The organism is Streptomyces sp. NPDC091282 (genome assembly GCF_044757385.1).
GTDB classification, from domain to species: domain Bacteria; phylum Actinomycetota; class Actinomycetes; order Streptomycetales; family Streptomycetaceae; genus Streptomyces; species Streptomyces gramineus.
The window spans coordinates 671,285-690,143 of record NZ_JBIVUX010000003.1 but is presented as its reverse complement, the minus strand read 5'-3'; the positions used below and the strand labels follow the sequence as shown (position 1 = coordinate 690,143).

Genomic DNA, 18,859 nt, shown 5'->3' with positions numbered 1-18,859 from the left:
CGGCGGTCACTTGCCCGCCTCGGCCGGGATGGCCTGGTCCTTCATCGACTTCAGCGCGGCGGCCTGGGCGGCGGCGAGCGCGTCGGTCAGGGTGCCGTCACCGGCGGCGGCCTTGGCCATCGCGTCCTGGAGCGCGAGGTTCACGGTCTTCTGGGTGGGACCCCAGCTGAAGCTGGTGTCGATCTTCTTGGACGAGTCGGCGAACACGTCGAAGATCTTCTCGTTGCCGTAGTACGGCACACCCTTGGACAGCGCCGGCAGCTTCAGCCCGTCGTTCGCCGCCGGGTAGAGACCGCCCAGCTCGTTCTCCATGGCCAGCGCCTGCGGGTCGCTGTTCAGCCAGGTGTTGAACTCGACCGACTCGTAGAGGTGCTTGCTGCCCTTCATGAACGCGACGGTCGAGCCGCCCCAGTCACCGGAGGCGCCTCCGCTGCCCCAGGTCGGCATCGGGACGATCGACCACTTGCCCGCCTGCTTGGGCAGGTTGTCGCGGAACATGCTGTAGCCCCAGGCGGCGCCGACGTAGCTGGCGACCTGGTCCTTCTGGTACGCCGCGTACATCTGCGTGGACCCGTTGGCGAGGTCGGTGCGCACCAGCTTGCCGGAGATCAGCTTCTGCCAGTACTCGGCGACCTGCCTGCTCTTGTCCGACTCGACGCTGACCTGCCACTTGCCGCCGGAGTAGCCGTACATCTCGGCGCTGTTCTGCCAGAGCAGGCCGTTGAACCACTCGGCGTTGTTCGGGTCGAAGAACGTGATGTCGAGCTTGGGGTCCGCCTTGTGCAGCTTCTCGGCGGCCGTCGCGTACTCGTCCCAGGTGGTGGGGACGGCGACGTCGTACTTCTTGAAGATGTCGGTGCGCACGAACAGGGCCATCGGGCCGGTGTCCTGCGGGAGGGCGAACACACCGGTGCCGCCGAAGCTGGTCTGCGACCAGGTCCACGGCACGAACTTCGACTTGGCCGCGGTGGCCGCCTTGCAGGCGGAGGCGTCCACGAAGGCGTTCTGGGTGCGCAGGTTGGGCAGCTCGTCGTAGCCGACCTGGGCCAGGTCCGGCGCCTTGTCCGCCTTGAGCGCGTTGCCGAGGGTGCCGTACTGGTCGTTGGAGATGTTCTTGGTCTCCACCTGGACGTCCGGGTGCTGCTTGTTCCACAGCGCGACGACCTTGTCCATGCCCGGGACGGTGTTCCAGTACTGGAGGGTGACCTTGCCCTTCGCGGGTGCGCAGGACGAGGCGGACGCCTTGTCCGGCGAACCGGACGAGGAACACCCGGCGAGTACGACGATGCCGGCCGTGGCGACCGCGACGGCGAGGCGGGTGCGAGTGACTGTGCTGGTCATGTCTTCCGTTCCAGAGATCGCCTGGCGAGGGTCGGCAGGCGGGTCGACGTTGACACCTGGAGGCGGATGCCTTCTGGTTGGAATCAGGTTCCGTGAGCGGTAACGTGAGCGCTCACGGGAGCGGTAACGGGAAGTGATTGGGAGTCTGAACTTCGGCCCGCCGGAGTGTCAAGACTCAAAACGTCGGACCCGGCATACTCGGTGTCCCTGCGACGCGGCCGCGTCGGCAACTGCACGGAGGTGAGTGATGGCGCCGTCGGGGACCGGACCCCGCAGGGTGACGATCGACGATGTGGCCGAAGCCGCGGGAGTGTCCCGGCAGACCGTGTCACGCGCGCTCAACGACAAGGGCGAGATCGGCGTCTCCACCAAGCAGCGCGTCCTGGACGCCGCCCTCGCGCTCGGCTACCGGCCCAGCCGGTTCGCCCGGGGGCTGGTGAAGCAGGACACGGTCAGCGTCGGACTGGTGATCCCCGACCTGCTCAACCCGTTCTTCACCGAGGTCGCCGCCGCCGCGCTGGACGCGGCCCGGGGCCGCGGCTGGCACGTCGTGGTGTACGACACCGGTGACCGCGTCGAGGAGGAGCGGGGCACCCTGGAGGTGATCGCCTCCCAGGTGGACGCCGTGGTGGGCTACCTGAGCCTGGCCGAGGACGAGATCGCGCGGCTCACCCGCGGGCTGCCCGTCGTGCTCATCGACCGCAAGCGTCCCACCGAGCGGTTCAGCTCGATCCGGATCGACGGCGAGGCGGGCGTGCACACCGCGATACGCCACCTGACCCAGGCCGGGCACCGGCACATCGGCATGCTGGACCACGCCGAGCGCTCCGAGCCGAGCATCCGGCACGAGTGGTTCGACACCGCGATGTCCGCGTGCGCGCTGGACTCCGGTTCGGTGGCCCGCGCCGACCAGAGCGTGGAGGGCGGGGAGCGCGCGCTCCAGGAACTCCTCGCCCGGCATCCGCACCTGACCGCCGTGTTCACGTTCAACGACATCATCGCCATCGGCGCGTTGCGGGCCGCCCGCCGGCTCGGCCGCCGGGTCCCCGGCGACCTGGCCGTGCTCGGCTTCGACGGCCTGGGCCTCGGCAGCCTGGTCGAGCCGGCGCTGACCACGGTGGCCCTGGACACCCGCCGCCTCGGCGCCCTCGCCGTCGAGCAGACGGCCCGGCTCCTGACCGGGGCCGGCCCCCTGCGCCCCGACGAGCTGACGGTGGGGGCGGAACTACGACTGCGCGAGTCGGCGTAGCCCTCCGGGGGGGACGGATGGGCGGTCGTCGGGTGGCTGCGGGCCGGTGGGGGCCGTTCGCGCAGTTCCCCGCGCCCCTTGAGCCAGAACAGGTGGGCCCGCCTTCTTGGGGGCGCGGGGAACTGCGCGACAAGCCCCCACCGGCCCGCGGCGAATCGACGACCGCACATCCGCCCCCCCTCACGCGGAGCGCCTGCGGCGGTTGCGCCAGTGGGTGACCAGCCACAGGACGTTGACTCCGCCCAGGACGATCAGCACGGCAGCCGAGTCGGCGTTGCGCGCGAGGCCATGGCCGGGGCCCAGCCCCCGGGCCGCCCTGATCAGCAGGGTGAGGTCGGCGGGCAGGGTGACGGCGGCCATGAACGCCAGGCAGGCCGCCGTGCCGGCCACCAGCACGACGCTGTAGAGGCGGACGGCGCGCCGCTCGTGCGGAGGCAGCCCGGCGCTCGGGTCGGCGGTCCCGGCGGAGCGCCGGACGCGCAGCAGCCGCCGCAGCCGGTGGCGGGCGTAGGCGAGGCCGTCGCCGTACAGGTTCCGGCAGCCGGTGACGTCCTGGAGGACGAAGTAGAGGTCCGTGCGCGTGAACACCATGCACTGGAAGGGCAGCGGCAGCAGGGCCAGCAGCAGGACCGCGGCCAGCACCCGGTGCAGCGTCGTCGCCGTGTCCGTGAGGGCGAGGACCGGCACCAGGGCCGAGGCGACCGACAGGTTGAGGGCGATGCCCGCCAGGTAGGCCGTCAGCCGGTGGCGGCGGGGGGCGAGTTCGATGCCGCTGATGTCGGTCTGCATGACGAGGAACTGCAGCCGGGTGCCCAGCCGCATCCGCCCCGGCACGCCCGCGGCCCGCGCGGTGACCAGGTGGGCCAGCTCGTGGGCGAACAGCAGCGCCCACCCCACCGCCGCCCCGGTGACCAGGACCAGGCTGCCGTGCGGGCTCCACAGCAGGTCGCGGTAGCAGGGCACCAGGTCGGGACGGCGGACCAGGATCCCCGCGGCGGCCGGCGGCAGCAGGACGGCGAGCACCGCGAGCGCCGGGTGCAGGACGAACCGGACCGCGCCCGGACGCAGCCACGGCAGGGACGCCCGCGCCGGTACGGCGTCCGGCACCGGACGGTCCCCGATCCGCGCCACGAACCCCAGCGCGGCCAGGTCCCGCACGAAGTCCTCGACGTCGAGTTCCTCGCCGGTCTCCGCGCGCAGCCGGTCCGCGGTACCGGCCACGCTCACGCCGCGGCCGAGGAGCTCCACCGCTCGGGCGCCGGCCGCGGGCAGGGCGACGAAGGTCCGGGTGGCCATACGACCCACGATCCACTCGTCGCGGTCCCGCCGGATCCCGAGGTCGTGCAGCAGGACCCGGGCCGACGGCTCGATCAGGGGCCGGTCCTTCGCCGCGGTCCCTCTCACGCGGACTCCCCGGGCGTCGGGGCGGCGCCGCAGGCGGGACAGTCGGGGCGGCGCACCGCGCGCTGCATGACGGGGTCGCCCGGCAGCATGAGGTTGAGACCGAACCGGCATCCGGGTCCGACGGGCGGGATCCCGCACAGCAGCATCAGCGCGGCATGGGCCAGCAGGCTGCCGGACAGGCCGGCGGTCACCGCGTTGACGGGGTTCCACGGCATGCGGGGTGAGGCGGCCTCCTCGTCCTGGCCGGGCGCGAGCCGCAGATCGCGCCGCTCGGCCTCGGCGGCGCGCAGGCACTCCCAGCACGCGCCCCGGCCGGGTCTGAAGACCCCGACGCTCACCAGCGGGCCGCGGTACCCGGCCTCCGCCCACGCCGTGCCGGTGGCCAGGCAGACCTCGTTGGCCCACCTGCGGATCACCGCGGGGCGGTCGGCGGCCAGCAGCAGCACGTCGTACCGGGCGCCTTCCGCACCGTTCGCCAGCAGTTCGCTCAGGTCCGCGGGCCCGCGCACCTCGCGGCGTTCGCCGGTGACCGTCGCGTCCGAGTTCAGGGCGCGCAGGGCCGCCAGCGCGGCGTCGATCTTCGGGGTGCCGAGGTCGCGCTCGCCGAAGAGGGTCTGCCGGTTGAGGTTGGACAGCTCGACGACGTCGGGTTCCACGCAGTGCAGCCGGCCCACCCCGGAGGCCACCAGGTCGCGCGCGGCGGCCCCGCCGGTGCCGCCGACGCCGACCAGCAGCACCCGGGCCCTGCGCAGCAGCAGTTGCGGCTCCCAGGCGCTCTCCCGTGGCCGGAGGTCCATCCAGCGCAGCAGGGTCATGCCCCGGCCGTACCGTTCGCGTTCGCGATCGGACAGTTCCGCGGGCGGCGCGGCGCCGGCGTCCTCCACGTACCCGGCGGCGGTGAGGTCCGTGACGGCCTGGGCGATGTCCGGGTCAGGGAGCCGCAGTCCCGGATGGCGGCGGCCGACCTCGGCGACGAGGTCCGCGGCGCTCCGGGTGCCGTCCATCGCCTCGACCAGGGTCCACACCCAGCCGTCGGGATCCTTGACCTCGGCGCCGATGCCGTGCACGACGCTGCCGATCCGCACATGGCCGTCGACGGTCCGGTAGGCCCGGTGCTCCGGCTTGATCCGAGGCCGCCGCATCGCGGGTACGGTCATTTTCGCGCCAATCTCCTGAATCTCAACTCGCCTGCGCATCAAGGGCGTTGACAAGGGTTACCGGTAGGGCGAACGGTGGCAAGAGGACGTCGTCACAGCACGCCACGGCCACCGTCGGGAGGAGCTGGCATGCCGAACAAGATCGAGATACGGCCGCTGGACAAGAAGGAGACCACCGGCGACAGCGGTGGCAACGGCGGCAGCTGACGGGTGCCGACGCCGGACCGCTGCCTCACGGTCGCGGAGGTCGCCGACGCGGCGCAGCGGCTGGTCTCCCGGTTCCCCGGGGCCGGCCGGCTGCGCCGGATCGGCATGTCCCGGGCCGGCCGCCCGCTCCTGATGCTGTCCGTGGGACACGGTCCGCGTCACGTCCTGGTGGTCGCCCGGCCGCACCCCGACGAGCCGGTCGGCGGCTCGACCGCGATCGCCCTGGCAAAGCGCCTCCTGCACGGTCCCACCGGGCCGCGGGCGCGCGAGGCTGCGGCGACCGACCTGTCCCAGGTCACCTGGGACATCGTCCTGTGCCTCGACCCGGACGGCGCGGCGCTGAGCGAGGGCATCGAGGCGGCGACGGCCCGCCGTGACCACACCCCGGCCGACTACTACCGCGCGGCCTTCCGTCCGGTCGCCGCCGAACAGCCCGAGTGGGCACCCATCGAGTCCCGCCGGCTCCCGGAGAGCCAGGCGCTGTTCGACGTCATCGAGGACGTACGGCCGTTCCTGCAGTGCTCGCTGCACAGCGTCGAGGCGGGCGGCACCTGGGCCCAGCTGACCCGACCCCTGCCCCGGTTCGGCGCGGCGTTCCAGGACTCCGCCGCGCTGCTCGGCATCCCGCTCCAGCGCGGCACGTTCGACGCCCTGTACTGGGAGAACCCGGACCCGGGCGTCTACGTCCTGCCGCCGCCGCGGGACACCGCCCGGCTGGCGGCCGGGTCGGAGAACATCGGCGCGTCGACGTGGTGCGCGCCCGGACGGTACGGCGGGGTCACGGCGATCGTCGAGGTCCCGATGTGGGCGACCGGCCTGGCCGACGACCCGGCCCCGCATCCGGCGGCCGGCGCGGTACTGCGCGAGCTGTCCGCGCTGGTGCGGGACGGCGGACGCCAGGTGACCGCCGTCCTCGACAAGGCGCGGCCCTTCCTGCCGCCGGCCCGGGACAGCGCGCCCAGACGCGTGCTGGAGTGGATGGCCGACGGTCTCTACGACCTGGTCGCCGGCTCCTGGGAGCCGCTCGCCCGGCAGGCGGACGGCGATCCCGGCGGGCTGACGACGGCCCAGGTCTGCGCGCTGGACGTGGTGGCCCGGCGCCAGCCGCTGCGCGCCGCGGGCCTGCTGCTGCGGCTGCTCGCGGCGGCGGACGACCCGGCCGCGCCGGGTCTCCACCGCGACCTGGACGACCTGTTCACCGCGTGGTCCGCGGACTTCGAGCGGACCTTGCGGCTGCGCCGGGTGCCGGTGCGCCGGCAGGTCGCCCACCAGACCCGTACGGTCCTGGCGGCGGCCGGCAGCGCGCTGGCCGCCGTCCGGTGAGGCTCCGCGGGGCCGGGTCGCGGAGTCCGGGGCGACCGGCCGCCCCGGCGGACGGCCGCACTCCGCACCGGGGCGCACGTCCCTGGCTGACGTCCTGTGCCGGTGTCCTTCGCTAGGTGGCGGTGCGGGGCTGGGTGAGCTGGGCGGCGAACAGGTGGGCGTCGAGCAGGGCGGTGTCGGCCGTACGGGCCGCCTTCGCGTAGCCGGTGAGCATGCGTTTGGTCAGGACGAGCGCCTGGGGCGATCGCCGGGCGAGGGGTCTGGTCCAGGCCGCGACGGCGTCGTCCAGCCCGTCGAGCGGGGCGACCTTGTGCAGGAGGCCGAGGCGGTGGGCCGTGTCGGCGTCGAATTCGTCGCAGGTGAGCATGAGTTCGCGGATCCGGGAGGCACCGGCCTCGGCGACCAGGCGGCCCATGGCGCCGCCCCAGGCGGGGGCGAGTCCGAGGCCGACCTCCGGCATGCGGAACCGGCAGCTGTCCGCTCCCGCGCGCAGGTCGCAGTAGGCGGCGAGGGCGAGGCCCGCGCCGACGACCCTGCCGTGCAGCCGGGCGACGGTGACGGCGTGGGTGTTCTCCAGGGCCTGGCACAGCCGCTGGGCCTTGTCCGCGATCCGCCGCACCGAGGTCCCGGTCGGATCGGCGGCCAGGGCGTCCTGGAACTCCCCGCGGTCGGCGCCCAGGCAGAAGTCCTCGCCCAGCGAGGAGAGCACCAGGATGCGGATGTCGGGCTGGTCGTGCAGGCCGTCGAGGACGGCGATGAGCGCGTCCACGGTGGCGGCGCCCAGGACGTCGTCCCGGGTGGCCGGATCGAGCCGGACGTGGAGGACGGGGCCGGACCGGGTGAGCGACAGGGGCGCGGGCGCGGGCTCGGGACCCGACGGCCGGGCGTGCTCAGGGGCGGCGTCGGGCATCGGTACGGTGGCGGATATTATTGGCGAGTTCATGTCAGTGATACATCCAGGTTCAACAGGCGCCTGAACGCCACCCGGGACGCCATCGCGGGACGGCGGACCAGGGTGAGCCGGGGCAGACGGGCGATCATGTGGCGCAGCAGGGCCTGCGCCTCCAGCCGGGCGAGCGGGGCGCCCAGGCAGTAGTGGATGCCTCCGCTGAAGGCCAGGTGGGACGGCCGGCGCCGCGGGTCGAAGGAGTCGGGACCGGAGAACCGGGCCGGGTCGCGGTGGGCGGCACCCACCATGAGGTGGACCATCTCGCCGGCGCGGACCTCGGTGTCCTCCAGGAGACAGTCCGCGGAGGCGACCCGGCTGATCACGTGGGTCGGCGGGTCGTGGCGCAGGGTCTCCTCGACGAACGCGGGCACGAGGTCCGGGTGTTCGGCGAGCAGACCCCAGCGGTCCGGGTCCTCGACCAGCAGGAGGGTCATGGTCGACAGCAGGGTCGCGGTCGTCTCCAGGGCCGCCAGCAGGACGAACAGGGCGAGGAAGTAGACCGCCTCGTCGGCCTTGTCGCGGTCCGGCTCCAGCTCGTCCCAGGTGCGGATCCACCGGGAGACGGGATCGTCGCCGGGACGCCCCCGCCGCTCCCGCACGAGGTCGAGGAAGTAGGCGCGCAGCTCGGCCATGGCGGCGTCCGAACGGGCCAGCTGGCTGGCGTTCGGCAGCAGTTCCTGGGTGAAGACCTGGTCGTGGGTCAGTTCGCGCAGACGGGGCCAGTCCGCGCTCGGCAGCCCGAGCCAGTCGCCGATGGTGGCCACCGGCAGCTCGTCGCTCACCAGCGCCGCGAAGTCGGCCTCCCCCTCGCGCAGGCGCTCGTGCAGCGTGTCGAGGAGCCGTTCGACCACCTGGTCGACCCGGCGGCCGATCCGGTCGACGGTGGAGCGGTCGAAGCTGCCCGCCGACCGGCGCACCCGGGTGTGCTCCGGCGGGTTGAGCGCGGGCAGCGTGCGGCTGATCTCCCGGGAGGAGGGAGCGCTCCAGCGGGTGCGCGCACCCTGCCGCTCCCGCCACGCGGTGTCCGGTTCGAGCCAGGCGCCGTTGCGCAGTACCTGGTCGCAGGTGCCGTAACTGGTCACGAGGTGACCACCCCAGGGCGCGGGGCTGACCGCGCCGCGCGCCCTGAGTTCTGCGTAGATAGGGAAGGGATCGGCCTGTCCTTCAGCCGTCCGAAGACGGGAGAACAGGGAGATGACGGCCCGACGGTCCACTGACGGAGTCGTGACACTCCCCACGATGACGGCTCCTTTCTGCCAGCCGCCATCCGTACCCGCGGAATGATTGAAGCATCCAATAACACAGTGCTTTCGTAGGGTTACTTACGTCACTCGCCATTCACCCAGGCACGGAAGCGGCTGAACAGACCGCCCTTCGGGCGCGGCGCGGCGTGCGACGGACGGCCGGCCTGGGCCTGCTGCGCGTAGGCGGCCGACTGCGCCGTCACGGCGGGGGCCGGTGCCACGGGCCTGGCGCCGGCCGCGGGCGGCACGGTGCGCGGGGTGTAGCGGATGGGCACGGTCACCAGCGAACGGCTCCACGGCGTCGGCACCCAGGCCAGGTCCTTGAACGGGACGCGCATCTCGACGTCGGGCAGCCGGTTGAGCAGGGACTCCACGGCGGTGGCCGCGATCATGAACGCCGGGTCCTTGGCCGGGCAGGCGTGCGGGCCGGCGCCGAAGGCCAGGTGGGCCTTGGAGCTGAGCTTCTCGCGGTGCTCGGTCAGCCGCGGGTCGGTGTTCGCGGCCGCGAAGGAGATCAGCACCGGGTCGCCCGCCCGCAGGGTCCGGTCGCCGAGTTCGACGTCCTGGGTGGGGTAGTGGCCCGCGTAGTTGGCGATCGGCGCGTAGTTCCACAGCGTCTTCACGACCGCGTCCTCGACCGGCAGGCCGGTCGGCCAGTCGTCGTTGAGGTACAGCGCGGTGCTGGTGCCGATCGCGGCGGACAGCGGCGCGGTCCCGCCGGAGAGCAGGGTCACCAGCTGGTGCAGCACCTCCTCGTCGGTCAGCCGGGCGGAGTGCACCATCAGCCGGGTGGTGAGGTCCTCGCCGGGCTCCCGGCGCTTGAGGGCGATCAGCTCGGCCAGCGCGCCGCCCAGGGTCTCGTCGGCACCCGGGGTGCCCTGGAAGATGCCGGTGATGCCGGCGATGACCCGGTCACCGATCTCGGGCGGGCAGCCGAAGAGGTCGCCGAAGACCAGCAGGGGCAGCGGCTGGGCGTAGGCGGACATCAGCTCGGCCTGGCCGAGCGCGTCGGAGCTGAACCGGCTGATCAGGTAGTCGGCCGACTGCTGGGTCAGCCGCACGAGCCGGCCCTGGTCCACGGTGGCCAGGCTGTCCGTGACCGCCTGCCGCAGCCGGGCGTGCGCCGCGCCGTCGCTGAACAGGGCGTTGGGACGGTAGCCCATCATGGGCAGCGCCGGGCTGTCCGCGGGCACCCGGCCCTCGTTCAGGGCGTTCCAGCGGCGCGAGTCGCGCACGAACAGGGTCGGGTTCTGCAGGATGTACAGGCCGGCGTCGTAGCTGGTCACCAGCTCGACGTCGACGCCCGGCGCGATCTCCACCGGGGCGCTCGGCCCCTGGGAGCGCAGCCGGGTGTAGGTGCTCTCGGGGTCGGAGCCGAACTCCGTCCCGTGCAGCGGAACGTTGCCGTGCGCGGGGCAACCGGCCGGTATCCCGGCGGGGTCGTAGGGCTGTTGCATGCTGGCTCCTAGCCGAGTGAGGACAAGAGGTGCTTCACGAGCGTGATGAGTGCCTGCATCGAGGAGTCCTGGTCACGGACGTCGCAGTCGATGACCGGGGTCTCCTCGGAGATGTTGAGTGCCTCGCACACCTCGGTCAGCGGGAACTGGCTCTTCCCGTCGAAGGTGTTGACGCCGATGACGTAGGGCAGGCCGAACGCCTCGACCAGGTCCAGGACCGGGAACGTCTCCTCCAGCCGGTCGGGGTCCACCAGGACCAGCGCGCCCAGCGCACCCCGGGACAGCCCCTCCCACATCTGCTTGAACCGCTCCTGGCCGGGGGTTCCGAAGATGTAGAGGACCAGGTCCTCGCTGAGGGTCAGACGCCCGAAGTCCATCGCCACGGTCGTGGTCGTCTTGTCCGGCGTCTCGGAGAGGTCGTCGAGGCCCTCGCTGGCCTCGGTGATCTCCTCCTCGGTCTGCAGCGGCTCTATCTCGGAGACACTTCCGATGTATGTGGTCTTCCCGACCGCGAAGTGGCCCACGACCAGGACCTTCACGGAGCGGGAGACGTCGGGATCCAGATACACGGGATTTACGCTCCGGTTCGAATTCGCATCAGGCCGTCGAGCACGGCGGTGAGCAGGACGGGGTCGTGGCGTTCGGCGTGGGGCACCGGATTCCGCACGTGGATCAGGCCGTCCTCGGCCATCTGCGCCAGCAGGATGCGGATGATGCCCAGGGGCAGTTGCGTGTGCGCGGCGACCTCGGCCACCGACAGGAAGCCGACCTCGATCAGTTCCAGCACCGTACGGGCTTCCGGGGCCAGCGTGCGGGCCGTCGCCTGCGCGCCGTCCTGGGCCGTGATGATGGTGGTGTGCTCGTACTCGCTGTCGCGCGGCAGTGCGCGCCCCTGCGCGATGACGAAGAGGGGGACTAACGGGGCCGTCAGCTCCAGCTCGCCGTCCAGGTCGTCGTCATGCATCGCCCGTCCTCCCTCCCCGAGCGCCCGTCCCCGCGACGAGCGCGGGCATCGTGTCGCTCAGACGTACGGTGAACTCCTCGATGTCGCAGCCGTGTTCGGCGGCCGCGGCGAGGAAGGCACCCTCACCGGCCGCGATCAGGAACACCCAGCCGTGCTCGAACTCGATGACCGTCTGGATCCATTCGTCGTCCTGCTGCCCGCCCGCGAACGGCGCGGTCGCCCGGCTGTAGGCGTGGATGCCGGTCATGGCGGCCGAGATGGTGTCGGCGAGGTTCCTGCCGATCCCCGCGCTCGCGCCGCGCGGCAGACCGTCCGCGCCGAGCAGCAGGGCGTGCAGGGCGCCCGGCACCGAGGCCACCGCCTTGTCCAGTTCCGCGAGGACGAAGACCGACCCGCCCTCGCCGTCCCGCTGTGCCGAGGGTCCGTGGCCGTCCTCGGCCGGGTCGCCCGCGGTCACCCGCGGCGGGGCCGTGAGGTTGTTGCCCAGCCGCGAGACCAGCCGGTTCATACGGAACGAGAGCTGCTCCATGTCGACGTCGGGCTCAGCGGCGGCCGCCAGGTAGGCGCCCTGCCCGGCCCCGATCAGGAACACCCAGCCGTGCTGGAACTCGATCACGGTCTGGATCCACCGCCGGTCCTGCGACGGTCCGGCGAAGTGGGCGGTGGCCCGGCTGAGCGACTGCATGCCCGCCATGGCGGCGGAGATGGTGCGCACGTCCTGGCCGGTCAGTCCGTCCGTGGACCCGCGCGGTATGCCGTCCGCGGACAGCACCACGGCGTGCCGTGCCCTCGGCACGTTGTCCACGATGTCCTGGACCATCCAGGACAGGTCTGGCGTACTCATGCGTTTTCGGACCCTCCGGGCTGCGGGGCGTCAAAGGAGGCCGTGTCCCGCGCGGTCTGCGTACCGCGCTGCAGGGCGGCCAGGCTGCCGGGGCCGCGCCGGACGCTGCGCCGGGGCGCCTGCTCCGTGCCGGCCGGCACACCGGTGGGCGACATGCGCGAGCCGCGCTTCGGCAGGCCGCCCGCCGTGCGCGCCGGCTTGCCGGTCTCCACCGGCCGGATGCTGCTCACGGGGGCCTCGGAGGCCGGCGGCAGGGTCTCGTCCATGGTCCACAGCTCCTCGGGCAGCAGGACGACGGCGCGCACGCCGCCGTACCGGGAGACGCCGGTGACATCCACCGTGAAACCGTGCTGACGGGCGATCAGGCCGATCACCGGGAAGCCGAACTTCGGCTGGGTGCCCAGCTGGGACAGCCGGGCGACGTTCTCGCCGGAGAGCAGGGCGGTCGCCCGCTGCCGGTCCTCGTCGCCCATGCCGACACCGGCGTCGTCGATGACGATGCACAGGTTCTTCTGGACCTGGCGGAACGTGACCTCGATCGGCGCGTCCGCCTGCGAGAAGCTGGCAGCGTTGTCGAGGAGTTCGGCGACGGCCAGGGCGACCGGCGCCACGGCGGAGGCCTTCAGCGCGATGCCGCTCGGCTGCATGATCTCGACCCGCTGGAAGTTGCGGATCTGGCCCTGGGCGCTGCGTACGACGTCGTACACGCTGGCGGGCTGGTTGCGGCGGCCCAGCGGCGCGCCGCACATGACCGCGATGCCCTGCGCCTTGCGGGCCATCTGGGCGTTGGCGTGGGTGATGTCCATCAGGTCGGACAGGACCGCGTGGCCGCCGTACTCACGCTGGACGCCGTCCAGCAGGGTGGTCTGTTCGGCCGCGAGGCTCTGCAGGAAGCGGGCCGCGCCCTTGAGGACCGCCTTGGTGTTCTCCTCCGCGGCCTGCTCGGCCTCGCGGATGACACCGTCCTGCTCGTCCCGCAGCTTGACCAGGTCGACCTGCGCCCGGTCCAGTTCTCCCTGGGCGTACCGCAGGCGCGCCTCCAGCGCGGCCTCGGACTCCCTCTTCCTCCTCCCCAGGGCTCTGCTGCGGAGCATGAGTGCGACGACTGCGGCTATGGCTATCGCCGCTATCGCAACCAGGCACCAAAGAAGCACGTCTTGAGTCATGGAAACCTTTCCCGGCGCGTGGCATGTAGGCGTCGACGGGGACGCCTCGCAAGGATCCGCAACCCGTCCGGGGGACTGCATGGCTGATGGATGCGGAGGGCTCACCGCGTTCGCCCGCAGGGTCTGAGCAAAAGTGGATCAAGGTCGCAGACGGCGGAATGCTATCACCGTCAACTCCAGTATCAGAGTTCACCCTTTCGGGCTTCACAGGGTCAACATGACCACGCTCGACGGGCGTTGACGCAGCGTCGGCTGAGCGCCCTCGCACCGGTCGGAGCGGGCCCGGCAGGCCCCGCCGCACCGGCCCACCGGCCTCGATCGCCAGGTCACGGCCTCGACCACGCCGACGGTCCCACCGGCCCGGCGGGCCGCGCCACACCCGGCCCCGGCACCGGCGGAGCCGCCGGACCCGCACCGGCCGACCCCACCGCCCCCTCCCCCGGCCCCCCGCGCGAATCGGCGGACCAGCGCACAGAAGACCCCAAAGCCCCTGTGAAACTCCCGGCCGACCGGAATGCCGGACGGGCGCGCACCGGGTGGGCGAGGCGGGTCGGCGCCCGGCGTGGGGGGGGCCGCCCCCGCGGGCGGCGGCCCCCGCCACGCTCACTCCACCGCGTTCACTCCGCCGCCGCGACCTTCTCGTCCGCCATGCCCAGGCGTGCCTGTTCCTCCTCGACGATCCGGCGGGCCAGCTCGGTGTCCGACACGTCGACCGCGTCCGGGGTGGACTCGGCCACGGCACTGCGGCGCGCGTAGGCGTCGAACAGGCGGGTCTTCTCCTCCAACATCTTCACCAGGCGTTCATCCACGCCCCCGGTGGCGAGCAGCCGGTGCACCCGGACCGGCCTGACCTGGCCCATGCGGTGGGCGCGGGCGATCGCCTGGTGCTCGACGGTCGGCTTGATCTGCGGTTCGCAGATGACGACGACGGAGGCGGCCTGCATGTTGAGGCCGACACCGCCCGCCTGGATCTGCGCCAGCAGCACGGCCGGTCCCTGGACCCCGGCGAAGTCGTCGACGATCTGCTGCCTGCGTCCCGCCGCCACGCTCCCGGTGAGCGGACCGAACACCGGGGCACCGGCGGCGGATCGGGCGACGAGCGCCGCCTGCACCACCGCCAGCACGTCCTTGAAGTAGGAGAAGACGACCGTCTTCTGCCCGGTCTCGCCGGCCTCCTGGACGATCTCGCGGAGCCGGTCCAGTTTGGCCGACTTCTCCGGGCGCGTGTACGCGGCCCTGCGCATCGCCATGAAGTTGCCCGCGCGCACGGCCTCGCGGTACGCCTCCTCGTCCGAGGCGCTCAGCTCCTCCCACTCGTCGGTGCGCTGCAGGCTGGGGAGTTCCGTCAGGACGTCCTCCTGGTTGCGCCTCAGGTAGACCGGGGCGACGGCCTTGCGGAAGGCGACCGATCCCGCCAGGGCGTCCCGCTCGCCCAGGGCGTCCGCGACCCCTCGGTCGAGCATCCGGACCAGGTTGCGGAACTCCACGACCCGGTTCTCCATGGGCGTACCGGTCATGAAGAGGCTGCGGTCGCAGCGCTCCACCCACTGCGCGACCGACCGGGACCGCTTGGCCGCCGGGTTCTTCACGGTGTGCGCCTCGTCCACGACCAGCAGCCCGACCTCGCCCTCGGCGGGCGCCGGGAAGCCGCGCAGCGCGTCGAACGTGGTCACCCCGACTCCGCCCCGCTCCCGCCAGTCGGCGAAGGCGTCGTGCCGGTCGGGTCCGTGCAGCACCGTGACCTTCAGGGCGCTGCGGGCCTCGATCTCCCGGGTCCAGTTCACGAGGACGCTCGCCGGGCAGACGACCATGAAGTGGCTGCGGCCCTCGGCGGCCAGGTGGGCCAGGACGGCGATCGCCTGGATGGTCTTCCCCAGACCCATCTCGTCGCCGAGTACGACCTTGCGCTGGGCGAGCGCGAACCGGGCGCCGAACGCCTGGTATCCGCGCAGGGAGACCCGGCGGTGCGAGTCGTCGAGGTGCTGGGTCCGCACCCGCTCGGCGATCTCCTCCGGCAGGAAGCCCTCGGCGGCGGCCGTGTCGGGCGACCGGCCGGAGATCTCGGCGAGCAGGCCGTAGTAGTCGGCGGAGCGGAGTTCGAAGTCCACCCAGGCGGCGACGTCGGACGAGGGTCCGCGCAGCAGGTCCACCGAGGCCTGGGCGAGCAGCTCGGGCAGACCCGCGCGTTCCGCCTCGTCGGCCAGGGAACGGATCTCCTCGACCGCCGCCAGGGCACGCGCCCGCTTCTCCGGGCCGGCCAGCAGCATCCTGAGACGCCCGGCGGCGGGTCTCGCGTCGGCCAGCAGCGGCCCGAGCCGTTCCGACAGGGCCGTGGCCCGGTCCAGCGCGCGCCGGGCGTCCGGTCCCGCTTCCACCAGGACCTGCAGCGCCCTGACGAGCGCGGTCGTGCTCGGCTCCGGCCGGTCCACGTCGATGTGGACGGCCACCGTCTCGTGCACGGCCTCGGAGAGCCGGCGGGCCGCGGCGAGCATCTGGTCGACGGTGCGCTGCCCCACTCCGGGAATCTGCCGCAGCCGGTAGGGGCCCGCGTCGAGGACATCGCCCACCGTGCGCAGGCCGCTCTTCTCCACGTGCCCGAGCCGCAGGCGGCCCTCGGTGACGTCCTGGAGCCGGGCGACGGGTATGGCACCGAGCTCCCGCCGCACCGCCGCGTCCTGGATCGGGCTCAGCGCCGCCCGCACCGCCTCGACGGCCCTGCCGTGATCGCCGGCCACCGCCTGCGCCGCCTCGACCAGCCGCACCCCCCGAGCCACCGCATCCCGCTCACCCCGCCCCACCCGTCCGCCCCTCCCAGAACCGGACCCACCGGCCAGAACCAGTGCGTCTCGGCCGCTCGTCGTCTACTCCCAGTGCAACGTCCGGGCCACAGTGTCGAACAGCTCCACCATCTGATCCGCGAGCGGATCGACCGGAGTGGAGAAGGTCAGCATCAGCCACCGCTCACTCGCGGGAATCGGTACGTAGTACGTGACGGTCGTCGTAGGCATGGTGTTGCCGAGTTGCGTCCGAGGATCCCCGTCTTCTCTGCGCCGGGACCGTACCGCCGTGCCGGCCGCCGGAAGCTGCGCCACTCCCACCTCGCCGCACCCGCCCAGGTCACCGCCGGCCAGGTGCTCCGCGAGCTCTCCGGCGTCGGAGGTGCGCGGCCACTGATCCGGTGCCGGGACACTGACCAGCAGTGAGGAAGCAAGCGGTACCGGGCCCACGGAGAGCGTGGACAGATACAGCTCGGTGCCCCCGATCTTGTAGGCGTCCTTCGCCTTCCGCTGGATGTCCCGCATGAGCTGCTTCTTGAGGTGCGGCGCGTTGTCCACACCACGGAACGTCAGGTCCGCGAGGGCCACGATGGCACGGTCGCGGTCGTCCGGTGGATCGAGCGGGAGCTGAAACCAGCCGTCCGGCACGACGACCCGGTAGTCCTGGGGCGGCGAGGAGAACTGCTCTGCCGTCTTCATTCGCCCCCTCCGTCGGCCGGGGTCGTCAGGCCCCCTGTGGAGAGCAGAGTGATCCGCATGGACCGCACGGCCTCGTCGGTCAACTCCGTGATCTCTTCCGTACGCGCGATCTTCTCCCACGTCACCGTGACAACGACCAAGGTCGCCATGCCAGGCGGAAAGACGGCGTAGCGAATGAATTCGGTGAGCTTCCGGCCGAATCCGAGCCTGCGCTTCACTTCCAGCATGGACTGGACCCGGATCGCGGGTCCGGCGGCCAGATCGAGGCGGGCGATCTGCGGCTCACCGGTGACCCGGGCATTCCCCCACTCCAGCAGAAGGGGGGTGACCTCCTCGGCGGTGGGCCGGGGAACGCCCTCATCGCCGTAGCCCTCGACCATGAGGCCGGCGAGTGCCTCTCCCGTCTCCGTGTAGTACGCCGCCGCGAGGACCGGCACATCAGTGTTCAGGCTCACGGCCCGTTCGACCATGTCGTCGAAGACCGCGCTCTTCTCGATCTCCAGGCCGAGTGGGTTGAGGTGGTTCACCACCTCGGTGGCCAGGGCCTTGGCCTCTGCCTTCGTGCCTTCCTGAAGCGTCAGGTCGATCCAGCCGGGCTGAAATTCGAAGACACACTCGAAGGTTTCTGCCAGCGGGGCACCGTCGCTGGATGCGGTCACGTCTCTCCCTTCCAGCGGAGCATGGTCGTCCGCTCAGCCCAGGAGCGGGTCGAGGTTTCCGTCCAGGCCCAGCCCGCCCAGCGTAATGCCGGCTCCGACGACCGACATGCGACTGGCGGTTCGCGAGATCCGATTCAGCGCGTTGGTGTCAAATTGTCCCCCCAGCGCCGCCGTTCCCATCTTGACCGACTTGAGGTCGGACGCCACACCCGGATCAGCCATCGAAAAGGACTTGGGAATTCCCTTGAGCAGGCTTCCGCCGCCTCGCGCGCGGAACTCATTCAACGCCTGGTCGTAGTTCCCGCTTCCGGGCTTCAGAGCCTTGAGGTTGTCACTCCAGACCCCCTTGGAGAACGGCTCGGTGAAGGGCTCCTTGAGGGAATTCCAGACATCACCCTTGTCCAGCTCGAACCGCTTCCCGGACAGCCGCCGAAGGTTCCTGTTGGCCCGGCCTACCTGACGGGCGGTGCGCGCAGCCCCAGCCCTGCCCAGCTTGCCCACCGCACCCTTGGCGAACTTTCCAGCGATCTTGGAGAAACCCTTGCCGACCCCCATCATCAAGAACCCGAGGGCGGCCATGCCCAGGTCCATCCACTCCGCGTTTCCCTGCAGCACTTGGACGAAGGTCGCGATGAAGTTGATGAGGGTCGCGATCATCGCAATCGCGCCCAGGACACCGGCCAGCGCCTGTCCGATCACCGGGATCCAGCCGACAACGAGGGACAGGATGCCGCAGACCGTGGCAACCCAGGATGTGATGTCGGCGATGTCCTTGACCAGCGTGTCCCAGAAGCCGTCTTTCAGGGAGTCGTGGTTGATGATGGCGTCGACGGAGTCGGCCGCGCGCCTGGCCGCGTCATCACGGATCCTCTTGGCCTGGTTGATTTTCTCGCGGGCGGCCTCGATCTCGTCCTTCGCCGCATCCCGCTTCGACTCGTAGTCCTGACGGTCCTTGTCGGCGTCTTCTTTCTTGTGCCCCCTGCCGGACAGACCGTCCAGGCTTCTCTGCGCGGCTCCCCTGCGCTCCTCGGCATCCTGGCCGTCTTTGAGGGCAGCGTCGGCGATCTCCTGGGCACGGTTGAGATCCGAGGCGTAATTCCGGGGGCCGGCGTGCAGCTTGTCCTCGTAGCCACCGCCCTCCTCGACCACAGTAGAGCCGATGGCCGTCGCCGCGGTGTCGTACCGCCTGAGAGCGGCCTCCAGCTTCTTGACGTTGCCTGTCGCCTTCTCCCGGAACTCCTTTCCCGCCTTGCTGTCCCAGGCGTCGACCTCGGCAACTGCCTTGAGGTTCTTGATCTGGCGCTCGAGTTCCTCGGCCGTCTTGCGCAGAGTCCTGCCCAACGACGCCAGCCGGTCGGGGTCTCCGGGAATCGGGTCGCTCTCCGCCACCGGATGCCAGTCGCGTGGCCTGCCTCCCAC

The 18,859-nt window shown here is 71.8% G+C and carries 16 protein-coding genes; 2 read left to right on the top strand and 14 right to left on the bottom strand.

Annotated elements, in window-relative coordinates; translation table 11 throughout:
- Positions 1 to 6: 6 nt before the first annotated feature.
- Positions 7 to 1,341, bottom strand: coding sequence for an ABC transporter substrate-binding protein (locus ACIQOE_RS17070; RefSeq protein ID WP_351318875.1), 1,335 nt, complete (start codon positions 1,339 to 1,341; stop codon positions 7 to 9).
- Positions 1,342 to 1,588: 247 nt separating this feature from the next.
- On the opposite strand from ACIQOE_RS17070, the gene ACIQOE_RS17065 reads away from it, so the two are divergent.
- Positions 1,589 to 2,590 carry a LacI family DNA-binding transcriptional regulator gene (locus ACIQOE_RS17065; protein ID WP_351318873.1) on the top strand — a complete coding sequence of 334 codons (1,002 nt, stop codon included), beginning with the start codon at positions 1,589 to 1,591 and terminating at the stop codon, positions 2,588 to 2,590.
- Positions 2,591 to 2,770: 180 nt separating this feature from the next.
- On the opposite strand, the gene ACIQOE_RS17060 is transcribed toward ACIQOE_RS17065, so the two are convergent.
- Together ACIQOE_RS17060 and ACIQOE_RS17055 are read right to left on the bottom strand one after the other, a co-directional pair.
- Positions 2,771 to 3,994 carry a hypothetical protein gene (locus ACIQOE_RS17060; protein ID WP_365570996.1) on the bottom strand — a complete coding sequence of 408 codons (1,224 nt, stop codon included), beginning with the start codon at positions 3,992 to 3,994 and terminating at the stop codon, positions 2,771 to 2,773.
- Positions 3,991 to 5,151 (bottom strand): ThiF family adenylyltransferase, encoded by a 1,161-nt coding sequence (locus tag ACIQOE_RS17055; protein WP_351318869.1) that lies wholly within the window; start codon positions 5,149 to 5,151, stop codon positions 3,991 to 3,993. Before ACIQOE_RS17055 ends, ACIQOE_RS17060 begins: the two co-directional genes overlap by 4 nt.
- A 210-nt stretch (positions 5,152 to 5,361) precedes the next feature.
- Between ACIQOE_RS17055 and ACIQOE_RS17050 the strand changes: the two genes are divergently transcribed.
- Positions 5,362 to 6,681 carry a M14 family zinc carboxypeptidase gene (locus tag ACIQOE_RS17050; protein ID WP_365570990.1) on the top strand — a complete coding sequence of 440 codons (1,320 nt, stop codon included), beginning with the start codon at positions 5,362 to 5,364 and terminating at the stop codon, positions 6,679 to 6,681.
- A gap of 112 nt (positions 6,682 to 6,793) precedes the next feature.
- On the opposite strand, the gene ACIQOE_RS17045 is transcribed toward ACIQOE_RS17050, so the two are convergent.
- The 11 genes from ACIQOE_RS17045 to ACIQOE_RS16995 all read right to left on the bottom strand — a co-directional run bounded on the left by ACIQOE_RS17045 (position 6,794) and on the right by ACIQOE_RS16995 (position 18,829).
- Positions 6,794 to 7,624: an enoyl-CoA hydratase/isomerase family protein gene (locus ACIQOE_RS17045; protein WP_351318865.1), complete on the bottom strand. Its 831-nt coding sequence runs from the start codon at positions 7,622 to 7,624 to the stop codon at positions 6,794 to 6,796.
- Positions 7,621 to 8,868, bottom strand: a complete 1,248-nt coding sequence (locus tag ACIQOE_RS17040; protein WP_351318863.1) for a cytochrome P450 — start codon at positions 8,866 to 8,868, stop codon at positions 7,621 to 7,623. The genes ACIQOE_RS17045 and ACIQOE_RS17040 overlap by 4 nt, the downstream gene beginning before the upstream one ends.
- 89 nt (positions 8,869 to 8,957) lie before the next feature.
- Positions 8,958 to 10,331, bottom strand: coding sequence for a cytochrome P450 (locus ACIQOE_RS17035; protein ID WP_351318861.1), 1,374 nt, complete (start codon positions 10,329 to 10,331; stop codon positions 8,958 to 8,960).
- A gap of 8 nt (positions 10,332 to 10,339) precedes the next feature.
- The gene (locus ACIQOE_RS17030) at positions 10,340 to 10,900 is read right to left on the bottom strand and encodes an ATP/GTP-binding protein (RefSeq protein WP_351318859.1); all 561 of its coding nucleotides are present in this window, start codon (positions 10,898 to 10,900) and stop codon (positions 10,340 to 10,342) included.
- A 5-nt stretch (positions 10,901 to 10,905) separates the two neighbouring features.
- The gene (locus ACIQOE_RS17025) at positions 10,906 to 11,295 is read right to left on the bottom strand and encodes a DUF742 domain-containing protein (RefSeq protein WP_351318857.1); all 390 of its coding nucleotides are present in this window, start codon (positions 11,293 to 11,295) and stop codon (positions 10,906 to 10,908) included.
- Positions 11,288 to 12,115: a roadblock/LC7 domain-containing protein gene (locus tag ACIQOE_RS17020; RefSeq protein WP_365571051.1), complete on the bottom strand. Its 828-nt coding sequence runs from the start codon at positions 12,113 to 12,115 to the stop codon at positions 11,288 to 11,290. Before ACIQOE_RS17020 ends, ACIQOE_RS17025 begins: the two co-directional genes overlap by 8 nt.
- 20 nt (positions 12,116 to 12,135) lie before the next feature.
- Positions 12,136 to 13,233: an ATP-binding protein gene (locus tag ACIQOE_RS17015; protein ID WP_401412153.1), complete on the bottom strand. Its 1,098-nt coding sequence runs from the start codon at positions 13,231 to 13,233 to the stop codon at positions 12,136 to 12,138.
- 689 nt (positions 13,234 to 13,922) lie between these two features.
- Entirely contained in the window at positions 13,923 to 16,103 is a 2,181-nt protein-coding gene (locus ACIQOE_RS17010; RefSeq protein ID WP_401412151.1) for a DEAD/DEAH box helicase, read from the bottom strand.
- A 63-nt stretch (positions 16,104 to 16,166) separates the two neighbouring features.
- Positions 16,167 to 16,781: a hypothetical protein gene (locus tag ACIQOE_RS17005; RefSeq protein ID WP_399012303.1), complete on the bottom strand. Its 615-nt coding sequence runs from the start codon at positions 16,779 to 16,781 to the stop codon at positions 16,167 to 16,169.
- Positions 16,778 to 17,440, bottom strand: coding sequence for a hypothetical protein (locus tag ACIQOE_RS17000; RefSeq protein WP_399012304.1), 663 nt, complete (start codon positions 17,438 to 17,440; stop codon positions 16,778 to 16,780). The genes ACIQOE_RS17005 and ACIQOE_RS17000 overlap by 4 nt, the downstream gene beginning before the upstream one ends.
- Before the next feature lie 33 nt (positions 17,441 to 17,473).
- Positions 17,474 to 18,829: a hypothetical protein gene (locus ACIQOE_RS16995; RefSeq protein ID WP_399012305.1), complete on the bottom strand. Its 1,356-nt coding sequence runs from the start codon at positions 18,827 to 18,829 to the stop codon at positions 17,474 to 17,476.
- Positions 18,830 to 18,859 lie beyond the last annotated feature (30 nt).